Here is a 14,550-nt window from a genome sequence, read left to right on the forward strand (position 1 = left end):
TGTTCTCGGCCATCCCCTGGAAAACTTTAGGCTCTTTTACCAATGAGCCTGCATGCGCCGCACAGATCCTGCTGCGGCACAGTTTAGGGAACAGCTCAGGTTGGCGCCAGTTTTCTGCGCGATCCCTCACGAGGCTTTCCTGTCATTGCTCCAATCGTTGCTCACATTGCCACTTCCACCTGGCCCGGCGCCATGACCTGCGCCTTGATGACCCGTTGGGAATTGAGGTTTTTCACTCGAATCTGTTCTTTCAGGCCACCGTTGGACAGGGCCTCGCCCGGCATGCGCACGGAGAGCGTGCCGCTGCGGGCGGTAATCACCACTTGATCGCCTTTGCGAACGACTTCCGCCTGTTCCAGATGCACCAGGGTAATCACTTGGTCGGCGACCGTTGGTCGGGTTAATTTTTGCCCGATCGCCTCATCCACCGACGTCAGGAAGCCCTGGTTGATCAGGCTCACATCATGCTCGCGCAGGGTCACGTCCTGAGGCTCGATGATGCCGGCGCGCTTGAGCGGGCGAGTGGTGGTCACGACCGGGCGAAACAGGCGGACTTGAGCGGGTACGAACACGGTCCAGGGGGAGGCGCCTTCGCAGCGAACCTTGACGGTTACGCGTCCCAAAGGACGTGCCGGGCTCTCCAGCGACGCTGTCAATTCCTTGTCGCACATAGGCATGTGCATGCGCGGATCGAGCTGCTTGACCTCGATTTCATAACGCCCTTCCGTTTGACTGGTAGCCAGATAGTCTTCTACGGTGAATTCAAGAAAGCCCTGAGTGACGCCGATAAGCATGTCAGGCAAGGTAACCGCATCAGCAATGGCAGGGCTGCCCGCGAAAAACAGGCAAGCGGCAGACACCGCGCAAAGTCCTCTGCGAAGGGGGGATGTCAGGCGTCGGAAAAATGTCGTTTGAATGTTCATAAGAGTTAAAAAGCAAGCGCCGTGCCGTTTAGCAATGAATGTGCGTCGCAACAACACTTGGCGTTGGTGTAGGAGTCTGGGCATGGCTGGTGTAATGGATTCGGTGAACCAGCGCACGCAACTGGTGGGGCAGAATCGCCTGGAGCTGTTGTTGTTCCGTCTCGACGGCCAGCAACTCTACGGGATCAACGTGTTCAAGGTTCGGGAAGTGCTGCAGTGCCCGCAACTGACGCTGATGCCCAAGTCCAGTCCTGTCGTGTGCGGGGTGGCGAATATCCGGGGGGCGACCATTCCGATCCTTGATCTGGCAATGGCAACCGGCTCCGGGGCGTTGAAAGACAAGAACAGTCCGTTCGTGATCATCACGGAATACAACACCAAGACCCAGGGTTTCCTGGTGCGCTCGGTGGAACGTATCGTCAACATGAACTGGGAAGAGATCCATCCGCCACCCAAGGGGACCGGTCGTGATCATTACCTGACCGCTGTGACTCGGGTGGACAATCAGTTAGTCGAAATCATCGACGTCGAGAAGGTGCTGGCGGAAGTCGCACCGACACCGGAAGCGATTTCGGTCGGCGTGGTGGATGTCGAGACCCAGAGCAAGGCGCTGTCTCTGCGGGTGCTGACGGTCGATGACTCGTCGGTGGCGCGCAAGCAGGTGACGCGTTGCCTGCAGACGGTTGGCGTTGAAGTGGTGGCGCTGAACGACGGCAAGCAGGCGCTGGATTACCTGCGCAAGCTGGTCGATGAGGGCAAGAAGCCGGAAGAAGAGTTCCTGATGATGATCTCCGACATCGAAATGCCGGAGATGGACGGGTACACCCTGACGGCCGAAATCCGCAGCGACCCTCGCATGCAAAAGCTTCATATCATCCTGCATACTTCGTTGTCGGGTGTGTTCAACCAGGCGATGGTCAAGAAGGTCGGTGCCGATGACTTCCTGGCCAAATTCCGTCCTGATGACCTGGCATCCCGGGTAGTCGACCGGATCAAAGCAGCAGATATCAGCTAGGGACTTTTCGTCCCTGGCGATCAACACGATTTAAGAGGCGGCATCATTTGTCTACGGGTAATTTGGATTTCGAACAGTTCCGGGTCTTCCTGGAAAAAGCCTGTGGCATTTTGCTCGGTGAAAACAAGCAGTACCTGGTCTCGAGCCGTCTCAACAAACTGATGGAGCAGCAAGGCATCAAGTCCCTGGGTGAGCTGGTACAGCGCATCCAGACCCAGCCGCGCAGCGGTTTGCGCGAGCAGGTGGTCGATGCCATGACGACCAACGAAACCCTGTGGTTTCGCGACACCTATCCGTTTGAAGTCTTGAAGAACAAGGTGCTGCCCGAAGCGATCAAGGCCGCTCCCAACCAGCGTCTGCGGATCTGGTCGGCGGCGTGCTCGTCGGGTCAGGAACCCTATTCGCTGTCGATGTCGATCGACGAGTTCGAACGGACCAACATCGGTCAGTTGAAAATGGGCGTACAGATCGTTGCCACGGATCTGTCCGGCAGCATGCTGACCAACTGCAAGACCGGCGAGTACGACAGCCTGGCGATCGGTCGCGGTTTGTCCGCCGATCGTCTGCAGCGCTACTTCGACCCGAAAGGGCCGGGACGCTGGGTGATCAAGGCGCCGATCAAGAACCGGGTGGAATTCCGCTCGTTCAACTTGCTCGACAGCTACGCAAGCCTTGGCAAGTTCGACATCGTGTTCTGCCGCAACGTGCTGATCTACTTCTCCGCCGAGGTGAAGAAAGACATCCTGTTGCGTATTCACAGCACGCTGAAGCCGGGCGGTTATCTGTTCCTCGGCGCTTCCGAAGCGCTGAACGGTTTGCCGGACCATTACCAGATGGTCCAGTGCAGCCCGGGGATCATTTACCAGGCGAAGTGATTGGCACCGGCAACACAAAAAACGGGAGTCCTCAGGGGCTCCCGTTTTTTTATGCCTGGCCGTTTTTGCAGTGACGGCAAGCGGCAGAAAAGCGGCATCCGGCGGAAACCCGTTGCCGCTTTTCTGGCATTGCCGCATTGCCGATCACCTGCAAAGCCCCGGAATCCGGGGCTTTTTAAAACTGGCACGACGCTTGCTATAACCCAGTTACGAAAAACCCGGTCACCTGAAGGTTCCCGACATGAGCATCAGCTTCGATAAAGCGCTCGGAATTCACGAAAAAGCCCTGGGCTTCCGCGCCCAGCGTGCCGAAGTCCTGGCCAACAACATCGCCAACGCCGACACCCCGAACTACAAGGCTCGGGATCTGGAGTTCTCCAAAGTGCTCGAGGCACAGAGCCAGAAGAACGCCAACGGCACTATCGCCCTGAACATGACCAACAGCCGTCACATCGAAGCTGAAGGTCTGGGCAATGGCGACGAGTCGCTGATGTATCGCACGCCGATGCAGCCGTCGATCGACCAGAACACCGTTGATGCCCAGCTGGAACAGTCGAACTACGCGGAAAACGCCGTCGGCTTCCAGGCCAGCTTCACGCTGCTCAACAGCAAATTCAAAGGGCTGGTGTCAGCCCTGCGCGGAGAGTAATCCATGTCCCTGTCCAGCGTTTTCAACATTGCCGGCAGCGGCATGAGCGCACAGACCACGCGTTTGAACACCGTGGCTTCGAACATCGCCAACGCCGAAACCGTCTCGTCGAGCATCGACCAGACCTATCGCGCCCGTCACCCGGTGTTCGCCACCATGTTCCAGGGCGGCCAGAGCGGCGGCAGCAACTCGCTGTTCCAGAACCAGGACGCGGCCGGCCAGGGCGTGCAGGTCATGGGCGTGGTCGAAGACCAGAGCAACCTCGAAGCGCGCTACGAGCCGAACCATCCGGCCGCCGACGCCAAGGGCTACGTCTACTACCCGAACGTCAACGTGGTGGAAGAAATGGCTGACATGATTTCCGCGAGCCGTTCGTTCCAGACCAACGCCGAAATGATGAACACGGCCAAAACCATGATGCAGAAGGTACTGACCCTCGGTCAGTAATAAGGGGCGACTGCCATGAGTGTTTCCGATACCACCAGCAGCCTGAGCATGAAGGACATCCTGGCGAACTCGTCGAAAAAGACCAGTTCGACAACCGATGGCATTGCTTCGGCCACTAACAGTTCCACCGGCGGCCAGGCCCTGGGCAAGGACGCGTTCCTGCAATTGCTGGTAACCCAGCTGAAAAACCAGAACCCGCTCGACCCGCAGGACAACAGCGCATTCGTTGCCCAGTTGGCGCAGTTCAGCAGCCTCGAGGGTATTACTACCCTCAACAGCACCGTGAGTTCGCTGGCCGGCAATTACAACTCGTCGCAAGCCCTGCAGGCTTCTTCGCTGGTCGGTCGCAACGTGATCGTGCAGACCAACTCGGTCCAGCTCGACGATCCGAGCAAAGGCATGACCGGTTCGGTCACCGTTCCGTCGTCGATTGCCGGCGGCACCGTCAGCATCACCGACAGCAGCGGCACGATTGTTCGCACCCTCGATCTGGGCAGTCGCGCCGCAGGCGCCGCGAGCTTCACCTGGGACGGCAAGGACAAGGACGGCAACCTGGTCAAGACCGGTACCTATACCGTCAAGGCCAACGCATCGATCAACGGCACCGCGACCGATATGGCGACCTACCTGCCGGCCACCGTCACCAGCGTGACGATCAGCCAGACCGGCGGCGAGCTGATGCTCAACCTGTCCGGCAAGGGCACCGTTGCCCTGTCCAAAGTACAAACCATTGGTATATAGAGCCGACTAACCGGCACAAAGGAGTGGAATATGTCTTTCAATATCGGCCTTAGCGGTCTCTATGCAGCCAACAAGCAACTGGACGTGACCGGCAACAACATCGCCAACGTCGCGACCGCCGGTTTCAAATCGTCTCGCGCAGAATTCGAAGACGTCTACTCGGCGACTCGCCTGGGTAGCGGCAGCAAGGTCATCGGCAACGGCGTGCGCCTGGCCAACGTTTCCCAGCAGTTCACCCAGGGTGACATCAACAACACCGGTAACGTGCTGGACATGGGCATCAACGGCTCCGGTTTCTTCACCATGAGCAACAACGGCTCGATTTCCTATACCCGTGCCGGTACGTTCAAGGTCGACGACAAGGGTTTCATCACCAACACCGACTACACCTCGCGCCTGCAAGGTTATGGTGTGGATGCCAACGGCAAGGTCATCAACGGCGTACTGACCGACCTGAAGATCGACACCTCGAACCTGGCACCGAAGTCCACTTCGCTGGTGACTTCGACCATCAACCTGAACTCGACCGCTCCGGTGATCGACGACACGGTTCCAGCCGGCAAATTCGACCCGACCAACCTGGCGACCTACACCAAGTCGTTCAGCACCCCGATCTATGACAGTCAGGGCAACATGCACCCGATGGATCAGTACGTGGTGAAAACCGGTGCCAACACCTGGAAGGTCTACACCCTGGTCGACGGTCGCAACCCGGACGCTACCGGCAGTGATCCGAAAACCACCGCCCCGGTGCCTTCGACCATGACCTTCGACTCTGCTGGCAAGCTGACTCAGGTCAGCACTCTGCCTGGTCCGGTGATCAGCAGTGACCTGAAGATCACCGGTTGGGTACCAGGCAATGTCGTCAACGGCACCTTCAAGCCTAACGGTGCAGCAGCAAACCCGGCCGGCATCACCATTTCGATGGCCAGTACCACTCAGTACAACGCCGACACCGCGCGCTCGATCCCGACTCAGGACGGCTATGCCACTGGCCAGATCACTAACCTGACCATCGACGGCACCGGTACCCTGTTCGCAAACTTCAGCAACAACCAGAACAAGGCCATCGGCCAGGTTGCGCTGGCCAGCTTCACCAACGAACAAGGCTTGCAAGCGATCGGTGGTACCAGCTGGAAGGAAACCTTCGCGTCGGGGATTCCGGGTTATGACGCTCCGGAAACCGGCACCCTGGGCTCCATCCAGTCCAACTCGCTGGAAGAGTCCAACGTTAACCTGACCAACGAGCTGGTAGACCTGATCAAGGGCCAGAGCAACTATCAGGCGAACGCCAAGACCATCTCCACCCAGAGCACCATCATGCAGACCATCATTCAGATGACCTGATATCGATGCTTTGTAAAAAGCTGTAACGGAAAGCCCCTCTTTGAGGGGCTTTCTTGTTTAATGCGCGCGCCGGGGCCACTCGTCCGCTGCATTCGCATTTGCGCGCGTGTATTCACACGCCTGCTCACGCTATACCCGGGCGCCAATGAGCGGTTCGCCCAACCACTGACAGGGATGTAACGACTACTTCATGGTTTTTTTCTCTCGCTCCCGAATCGTGTTCGGGACGCTGCCCGTTGTTGCCTTGTTGGTCTGGTTTGTATGGGGCCAAGGCTGGGGCACCCCTCCAAAGAAATTCCTGACAGCGACCGTCACCGTTGAAGATCTTGAAGAGACCGTATTGGCCAGTGGTACGGTCAAGCCCTTCCAGCAAGTCAGCGTCGGCGCGCAGGTCAATGGGCAACTCCAGAGTCTGAAAGCCGGGTTGGGTGATACGGTTCGCCAGGGTCAGCTGTTGGCTGAAATCGACCCGTTGCTGCCACAGAATGAATTGCTCAAATCCCGGGCTGCGTTGCTCAGTGTCCGCGCGCAATACAAAGCCCGACAGGCGATGATCCGCCAGTACGAACTTGATTTTCGTCGCAAGCAAAGCCTGGTTGCCAGTGAAGCCGGATCGCGGGCCGATCTGGAAATTGCCGAGGCGCAGCTGCAAAGTTCGCGCGCCGAGCTGGCATCCCTGGCTGCGCAGATTTCCCAGGCGGAGATAGAAATCAGGATCGCCGAAGTCAACCTCGGATATACGCGGATCAGTGCGCCGATGGACGGCGAGGTCATTGCCGTGGTGACCAGACAGGGCCAGACCGTCGTTTCCGCACAGAGTGTCCCGACATTGCTGATACTTGCCCGTCTGGACCGGATGACGGTCGAAGCGCGAATTTCGGAAGCTGACGTGGTTCGGGTCAAGGCGGGCCAGGCCGTGTCCTTCAATATTCTGGGTGATCCGGACCGGCGTTTTACCAGCCATATACGGGCGGTAGAGCCGGCGCCCGAGTCCATTGCCCGGCAGGATCAAATGCAGGGTGGCGGTGGCTCGACTGCCGGCGGCGCCGATGCAGCGGTGTACTACAACGCGCTGTTTGACGTACCCAATGACGATCGTTCGTTGCGCACCTCGATGACGGCGCAGGTCAGCGTTCTGCTCGACTCGGTGCCCAAAGCCACAACGGTCTCGGTGGCTGCGCTGGGCAAGCGTGCCGCTGACGGTCGCTACGAAGTTCGCCGACTGGTGGATGGTCAGCCGCAGACGGTGCTGGTGACAACCGGGTTGCGAAATGACCTGAGCGTTCAGGTGCTGGACGGGCTCAAGGAAAATGACGAAGTCGTTCTCGGCGAAGAGCCGGAGCCTCGATGAGCAGCACCAGTAATCTTCATGGCTGGACGCCAGACCCCGTGAAAGACGAGCTGCCGGTCACGCCGTTGTTGGCTCTTGAAGGCGTGCAGCGTTGGTTCGCCGAGGGTGAGGCACGGACTCATGTGCTGCGCGACGTGAACCTGACCATCGCCGCCGGTGAAATGGTAGCGATCGTCGGGCCGTCGGGCTCTGGAAAATCCAGTCTGATGAATATCCTCGGATGCCTGGATCGTCCCTCTGCTGGCCGCTACAGCATCAACGGTGCTGACATGGCCGAAATGAGTAGCGATGAGCTGGCGACGCTGCGTCGTGAGCATTTCGGATTCATTTTTCAGCGCTTTCATTTGCTGTCGCATCTGAGTGCGGAGGCCAACGTGCAGGTGCCGGCCATTTACGCCGATCAGTCGTTTACCGAGCATCGGCAAAAGGCCAGGGGGCTGCTGCAACGTCTCGGTCTGGGTCAGCGCATGCTGCATCGGCCAGCGCAACTCTCCGGTGGGCAGCAGCAACGGGTCAGCATTGCTCGTGCGCTGATCAATGGCGGTGCGGTTGTTCTGGCCGACGAGCCCACCGGCTCGCTGGACTCGCGCAGTGGCGAGGAGGTGATGGCGATCCTGCGTGAACTGCATCGCAGCGGTCACACGATCATTATCGTGACCCATGACTCGCAGGTGGCGCAGTACGCAGACCGCATCATCGAGATACATGATGGCGAAATCGTCGGTGATCGTTTGAATGCCGACCGCAAGGTGCTTGCGGCGCCGGTCACCGAGCCAGGCGACATCCCGCAAACTCAGGAGCGTGACGCGACGGCGGTGCATTGGCGCCGCTTCAGCGAGGCCTTCAAGATGGCCTGGATCTCTCTGCGCAGCCATCGCATGCGCACATTGCTGACCATGCTCGGGATCGTCATCGGTATTGCCTCGGTGGTTTCGGTGGTAGCGCTGGGGCAGGGCGCACAGACCCGGGTGCTGCGTGATATCAGTGCGATGGGCACCCATACCATCGATGTTTATCCCGGCAAGGATTGGGGTGATGAGCAGGCAGCTTCAATCCGGACATTGCAGCCCGTGGACTTGCGGATCATCCAGGCGCAGTCCTGGGTAGACAGTGTTTCTGCGATGGTCAATGGCAGCCGGACGATTCGTTATCGCAATCTGCATGTCAGTGCCACGGTCAATGGTGTCAGCCAGGATTACTTTCAGGTGATGGGCATCCGCGTGAGCCAGGGCGCGATGTTCAATGCGGGCGATGTGATGCGCCGCGCTCAGACACTGATCATTGACCACAACACTCGACAACGGCTGTTCAAGGACTGGGAGCAACCGCTGGGCAAAGTCATCCTGGTTGGCGGCCTGCCTTGTACGGTGGTGGGGGTCATGGAAAGTCGCGATGACGGTTTTTCAGGGCCGAGCCTGCAAGTCTATTTGCCTTATACGACGGTAATGGGGCGCTTGTTGGGGCAGAGCCATTTCAATTCGATCAAGGTTCGGCTCAAGGAGCAGGTTGCCAGTCCCGCGGCAGAACAAGCACTGCAAACATTGTTGGTGGCACGTCATGGGCGCGCGGATTTTTTCCTCAGTTCCAGCGACAGCATCCTGAAAATCGTACAGAAAACCACGGACACCCTGACGCTGCTGATCTCTGCCGTGGCGTTCATTTCGCTCTTGGTCGGTGGTATCGGGGTGATGAATATCATGCTGGTATCGGTCACCGAGCGTACCCGGGAGATTGGCATCCGCATGGCCGTCGGCGCGCGGCGCGCGGACATTCTGCAGCAGTTTTTGATCGAGGCTGTGCTGGTCTGTCTGCTAGGGGGCTTGTTGGGCGTCCTGCTTTCGTTGTTGATCAGCCAGGTGTTCGGCTACTTCGTGCAGGCAATCGTTATGGAGTTCACGGCTCTGGCCATGATTTCAGCGTGTTTGTGTTCGCTGCTGGTCGGCGTGTTGTTCGGTTATATCCCGGCGCGCAATGCCGCCCGGCTTGATCCCATTCAGGCGTTGTCCCGAGAATGAAGTACATGAAGCGCAAGTGGATCTGGGCATTGCAGTTGCCTTTGTTGTTGGGTGGTTGCAGCGCCCTGCTGCACAGCGAATACCGTCAACCGGAAGTGAAGACGCCGGCCTTCTGGTTTGGTGACGCATCCCGTGAGCGCTCATTGAGTGTGCGGGAGCGATGGTGGGAAACGTTTGATGATCCACGTCTGAACGCCTTGGTTGACGACGCTCTGGCGCGCAATAACGATCTTGCAGTGGCTGCGCTCAGAGTGCGTCGGGCAGCGCTTCAGGCAGGACTCACCGGGACCAATATCACGCCCGATCTGGACGTGGGGGCGGGGGCGGACTGGAGCAGGAATCTACATCGAGACAATTCAGGCCAGCGTCGATTTTCCACGAACTCGTCGGTGCGTTACGAGGTCGATTTGTGGGGGCGGCTGGCGAGTACGCGCGATGCCGCGCAGTGGGCGCTGTTGGCGACCGATTTTGACCGGCGTGCCAGTGCGCTGAGTCTGGTGGGTACGACAGCGCGCCTTTATTGGCAGATCGGCCTGTTCAACGAACTGGCCCGGTCTGCGCGGGAAAGTATCCGGTACGCCGAGCAGACGTTGCAACTGGTGCAGTCCCAACGTCTGGCGGGTGCGGCGACCGGACTTGAAGAGGCGCAAGCCGAGCAGGTCCTGGCCACGCAGCGTGCTGTATTGAGCGACTATCTGCAGCAACTTGAAGTGGCGCGCAACGCACTGGCCATTGTCTTCGATCAGGCACCCGAGCATCGGTTTGCAGAACTTGTGCAATTACCTTCGATGGCATTGGCGAGTGTGCCGGCAGGCTTGCCGGCTGATCTGGTTGATCGACGCCCGGATCTGCAGGCGGCTGAATGGCGATTACGCCAGGCGCTGTCGAACTATGACGCAACGCGTGCCAGTTTCTATCCTTCGTTCACACTGACTGGCGGTCTGGCGACGGGTGGTAGTCGGGAGTTAAGCCAAGTGCTCAATAACCCTGTCGGTCTATTGGGCGTTGGTATCAGTCTGCCGTTTGTGCAATGGAATGTTCGCAAGTACACAGTGGGTATATCGGCGGTGGACTATGAGGCGGCGATAATCGATTTTCGCCAGAGCCTATATATCGCGCTGGCGGAAGTTGAAAATGCGCTGTCGGCGCAAGTGCAGTTTGCTGATCAGGGGGTACGGCGAGAGCAGGCTCTGGTCGCCGCAATGAAAGCCGAAGGGTTGGCCGAAATTCGTTATCGCAGCGGGCAAACGGGTATCAAGGAGTGGCTGGATCTGCAAGAGAGCCGTCGTGCCGCGCAAATTTCGCTGGCGCAGAATCGCTTCGACCGACTGCAGGCGCAAATGGGACTGTACCTGGCGCTGGGCGGAGGCTTCGCGCGTTAATTTATTGTGCAGACAAACGTTAACTTGTTGGAGCGTTGTTTTTAATTAAGGAAGATTGTGTCGCGTGTCTGGTTTTAGTTAGCGTATTTTTTTGATTTGGGTCAATGGTTTATATGCAATTAAGGTTGTAGGTTTTTGCGTGTTTGTTGATTTTTTTGAGTTTATTTAATTAATAAATAATTTTGGTTGTGGGAGTTTTCTTTATTGTTTTTAGTTGTTTCGCAATGTAAGGTGCGCGCTCTTTCGTCAGGGTCTTGATGAAAGGATGGGTGTTCGGTTGCAACACTCTTACTGCTGTCTCTGGTTGTGTCGGCAAGATGATGAACTATGAAGTTATTGCGCTGACGGCCGTTTGAGACGTTTATTTGAAATGGAGATCGTTATGTCGCTGCGTATTGGTTTTGGTCTGACTTTGGCCGCAAGTTTGCTGTTGGGTGCAGTCGTTGTTCAAGCTGCTCCGGCTTCCTGGTGGCTTTATGAGTCGGCTTCGACCGGCCGTACTATGTGCAGCAACGTTCCGCAAGCCAGTGGCTGGGTTCGTGTTGCCGGTCCTTTCAACAACGGCGGCTGCCGTCGGTAAGCACCGATAGGGAGGCTCCTTCTGTGAAGGGGCCTTTTTTGTATCTGCTGAAACCTGTTCGTTAGAGCCTTGGTGTTTGGCAGACAAAAGAAAACCCCCGACAAACCAGAAGTCTGTCGGGGGTTTCTTTTGTCTGGAGGAATCAGGCGTCTCGCAACGCCCGATTCAGCTCAGCTTATTGGCAAGCTTCGCAATCCGGCTCGTCGATGGCGCAAGCCTTCGGTACTGGAGCAGGGCCGGCAGGCGCTGCCAGGACCGAATCGTCACCGTGGTTGCCGCCGCTGGAAACAGCGTTCAGCTTGCCGGTGTTGATGGTCGACTTCTCGGTGCTGGTCGCAGCCAGGGCACGGAGGTAGTAGGTGGTTTTCAGACCACGGTACCAGGCCATGCGGTAGGTCACGTCGAGTTTCTTGCCCGATGCGCCGGCGATGTACAGGTTCAGCGACTGGGCCTGGTCGATCCACTTCTGACGACGGCTGGCGGCGTCAACGATCCACTTGGTGTCCACTTCGAACGCGGTCGCGTAGAGCTCTTTGAGTTCTTGCGGGATGCGCTCGATCTGCTGAACCGAACCGTCGTAGTACTTCAGGTCGTTGATCATGACCGAGTCCCACAGACCGCGAGCCTTCAGGTCGCGAACCAGGTACGGGTTGATCACGGTGAATTCGCCCGACAGGTTCGATTTCACATACAGGTTCTGGTAGGTCGGTTCGATCGACTGCGATACGCCGGTGATGTTGGCGATGGTCGCGGTCGGTGCGATGGCCATGATGTTCGAGTTACGGATGCCTTTCTGTACACGGGCGCGAACCGGTGCCCAGTCCAGGGACTCGGTCAGGTCGACGTCGATGTACTTCTGGCCACGTGCTTCGATCAGGATCTGTTGCGAATCCAGCGGCAGTACGCCTTTGGACCACAGCGAACCCTGGAACGTCTCGTACGAGCCGCGCTCGTCAGCCAGGTCGCAGGACGCCTGGATCGCGTAGTAGCTGACCGCTTCCATCGACTTGTCGGCGAACTCGACGGCAGCGTCGGAACCGTAAGGGATGTGCTGCAGGTACAGCGCGTCCTGGAAGCCCATGATGCCCAGGCCGACCGGACGGTGGCGGAAGTTGGAGTTCTTCGCCTGCGGTACCGAGTAGTAGTTGATGTCGATCACGTTGTCGAGCATGCGAACGGCTACGTCGATGGTGCGCTTGAGCTTGGCGGTGTCCAGCTTGCCGTCGACGATGTGGTTCGGCAGGTTGATCGAGCCCAGGTTGCAGACCGCGATCTCGTCCTTGTTGGTGTTCAGGGTGATCTCGGTGCACAGGTTCGAGCTGTGAACCACGCCGACGTGCTGCTGCGGGCTGCGCAGGTTGCACGGGTCCTTGAAAGTCAGCCATGGGTGGCCGGTTTCGAACAGCATGGACAGCATCTTGCGCCACAGGTCTTTGGCCTGGATGGTCTTGAACAGCTTGACCTTGCCCGGGTACTCGGTCAGGGCTTCGTAGTACTCGTAGCGCTCTTCGAAGGCCTTGCCGGTCAGGTCGTGCAGGTCTGGTACTTCGGATGGCGAGAACAGGGTCCACTTGCCGTCATCGAAGACGCGCTTCATGAACAGGTCAGGGATCCAGTTGGCGGTGTTCATGTCGTGGGTACGACGACGGTCATCACCGGTGTTCTTACGGAGTTCGATGAACTCTTCGATGTCCATGTGCCAGGTTTCCAGGTAGGCACAGACAGCGCCTTTGCGCTTGCCACCCTGGTTAACGGCAACGGCGGTGTCGTTCACGACTTTCAGGAACGGAACCACGCCTTGGGACTTGCCGTTGGTGCCCTTGATGTACGAACCCAGTGCACGCACCGGCGTCCAGTCGTTGCCCAGGCCACCGGCGAATTTCGACAACATGGCGTTGTCGTGGATCGCGTGGTAGATGCCCGACAGGTCATCCGGAACGGTGGTCAGGTAGCAGCTCGACAGCTGTGGACGCAGGGTACCGGCGTTGAACAGGGTCGGGGTCGAAGCCATGTAGTCGAACGAGGACAGCAGGTTGTAGAACTCGATCGCACGGTCTTCTTTCTGCTTCTCTTCGATCGCCAGGCCCATGGCCACGCGCATGAAGAAGATCTGTGGCAGTTCGAAACGCACGCCATCCTTGTGGATGAAGTAACGGTCGTACAGGGTCTGCAGGCCCAGGTAGGTGAATTGCTGGTCGCGCTCGTGGTTGATCGCCTTGCCCAGTTTTTCCAGGTCGAAGGAGGCCAGCACAGGGTTCAGCAGTTCGAACTCGATACCTTTGGCGACGTAGGCCGGCAGCGCCTTGGCGTACAGGTCAGCCATTTCGTGGTGAGTCGCGCTCTCGGCGACGCCCAGGAAGCCCAGGCCTTCGGCACGCAGGGTGTCCATCAGCAGGCGGGCGGTCACGAACGAGTAGTTCGGCTCGCGCTCGACCAGGGTACGGGCGGTCATTACCAGCGCGGTGTTGACGTCGTTCAGGGCAACGCCGTCGTACAGGTTCTTCAGGGTTTCGCGCTGGATCAGGTCGCCGTCGACTTCGGCCAGACCTTCGCAGGCTTCGGTGACGATGGTGTTCAGGCGACCCATGTCCAGCGGCGCGAGGCTGCCGTCGGCGCGGGTGATGCGGATCGACGGGTGAGCGTTGACTGCGGCTTCGGCCGGAGCGTGGGCAGCGCGTTCTTTCGAACGGCCGTCACGGTAGATCACGTAGTCACGAGCCACTTTCTGCTCGCCGGCACGCATCAGGGCCAGTTCGACCTGGTCCTGGATTTCTTCGATGTGGATGGTGCCGCCCGAAGGCATGCGACGCTTGAAGGTCGCGGTGACCTGTTCGGTCAGGCGGGCAACGGTGTCGTGGATTCGCGACGAAGCGGCAGCGGTGCCGCCCTCAACTGCGAGAAACGCTTTGGTGATAGCGACGGTGATCTTGTCATCGGTGTAAGGAACGACAGTGCCATTACGCTTGATCACACGCAGTTGACCAGGCGCGGTGGCAGCCAGATCCGAATTCGAATCGGCGGCCTGCGGCAAGGTGCCCTGCGGGTTCTCGCGAGTTGTGTCGGTTTGCATGGGTGTCTCCACGTTCTCTATGTTTGTTTGGGCACCATCACGGTGCCCACCGTTCCGTCCTGAAGCACTACGACCGGCCAGCGCCGGGTAACGACTTCGGGACAGTTCAGGAAGTGGGCCTTGTGGGCGCCGCTTCCATGCCGAAGTCTTCGGTT

The 14,550-nt window shown here is 58.5% G+C and carries 12 protein-coding genes; 10 read left to right on the plus strand and 2 right to left on the minus strand.

Translation table 11 applies throughout. The features are described 5' to 3' along the window. Positions 1-161 precede the first annotated feature (161 nt). A complete protein-coding gene (flgA, locus tag AC1RR7_RS18210) occupies positions 162-923 on the minus strand; it encodes a flagellar basal body P-ring formation chaperone FlgA (protein ID WP_096818067.1) in 762 nt (253 codons plus the stop codon). Positions 924-1,005: 82 nt separating this feature from the next. On the opposite strand from flgA, the gene AC1RR7_RS18215 reads away from it, so the two are divergent. The 10 genes from AC1RR7_RS18215 to AC1RR7_RS18260 all read left to right on the plus strand — a co-directional run bounded on the left by AC1RR7_RS18215 (position 1,006) and on the right by AC1RR7_RS18260 (position 11,325). Then, positions 1,006-1,938 (plus strand): chemotaxis protein CheV, encoded by a 933-nt coding sequence (locus AC1RR7_RS18215; protein ID WP_007960326.1) that lies wholly within the window; start codon positions 1,006-1,008, stop codon positions 1,936-1,938. 47 nt (positions 1,939-1,985) lie between these two features. Next, complete coding sequence (gene cheR, locus AC1RR7_RS18220) at positions 1,986-2,813, plus strand: protein-glutamate O-methyltransferase CheR (protein WP_007960327.1); 828 nt, start codon at positions 1,986-1,988, stop codon at positions 2,811-2,813. Positions 2,814-3,054: 241 nt separating this feature from the next. Further along, positions 3,055-3,462 (plus strand): flagellar basal body rod protein FlgB, encoded by a 408-nt coding sequence (gene flgB / locus AC1RR7_RS18225; RefSeq protein ID WP_007960328.1) that lies wholly within the window; start codon positions 3,055-3,057, stop codon positions 3,460-3,462. Positions 3,463-3,465: 3 nt separating this feature from the next. Then, entirely contained in the window at positions 3,466-3,909 is a 444-nt protein-coding gene (gene flgC, locus AC1RR7_RS18230) for a flagellar basal body rod protein FlgC (RefSeq protein WP_007960329.1), read from the plus strand. Between the two features lie 15 nt (positions 3,910-3,924). After that, positions 3,925-4,650 (plus strand): flagellar hook assembly protein FlgD, encoded by a 726-nt coding sequence (gene flgD, locus AC1RR7_RS18235; protein WP_096818065.1) that lies wholly within the window; start codon positions 3,925-3,927, stop codon positions 4,648-4,650. 30 nt (positions 4,651-4,680) lie between these two features. Next, a complete protein-coding gene (flgE, locus tag AC1RR7_RS18240; RefSeq protein ID WP_096818063.1) occupies positions 4,681-5,997 on the plus strand; it encodes a flagellar hook protein FlgE in 1,317 nt (438 codons plus the stop codon). 190 nt (positions 5,998-6,187) lie between these two features. Further along, complete coding sequence (locus AC1RR7_RS18245) at positions 6,188-7,348, plus strand: efflux RND transporter periplasmic adaptor subunit (protein ID WP_493065955.1); 1,161 nt, start codon at positions 6,188-6,190, stop codon at positions 7,346-7,348. Next, positions 7,345-9,363, plus strand: a complete 2,019-nt coding sequence (locus AC1RR7_RS18250) for a MacB family efflux pump subunit (RefSeq protein ID WP_493158097.1) — start codon at positions 7,345-7,347, stop codon at positions 9,361-9,363. Before AC1RR7_RS18245 ends, AC1RR7_RS18250 begins: the two co-directional genes overlap by 4 nt. Positions 9,364-9,368: 5 nt before the next feature. Further along, on the plus strand, positions 9,369-10,745 hold the full coding sequence (locus tag AC1RR7_RS18255; RefSeq protein WP_493158098.1) for an efflux transporter outer membrane subunit: 1,377 nt from the start codon (positions 9,369-9,371) through the stop codon (positions 10,743-10,745). Between the two features lie 382 nt (positions 10,746-11,127). After that, positions 11,128-11,325, plus strand: a complete 198-nt coding sequence (locus tag AC1RR7_RS18260; RefSeq protein WP_096818055.1) for a hypothetical protein — start codon at positions 11,128-11,130, stop codon at positions 11,323-11,325. Between the two features lie 175 nt (positions 11,326-11,500). Here the strand turns inward: AC1RR7_RS18260 and AC1RR7_RS18265 are convergent, their stop codons facing one another. Continuing rightward, positions 11,501-14,395: a ribonucleoside-diphosphate reductase subunit alpha gene (locus tag AC1RR7_RS18265; RefSeq protein ID WP_096818053.1), complete on the minus strand. Its 2,895-nt coding sequence runs from the start codon at positions 14,393-14,395 to the stop codon at positions 11,501-11,503. Between the last annotated feature and the right edge of the window lie 155 nt (positions 14,396-14,550).

This window comes from Pseudomonas sp. GW821-FHT11G12 (genome assembly GCF_058808055.1).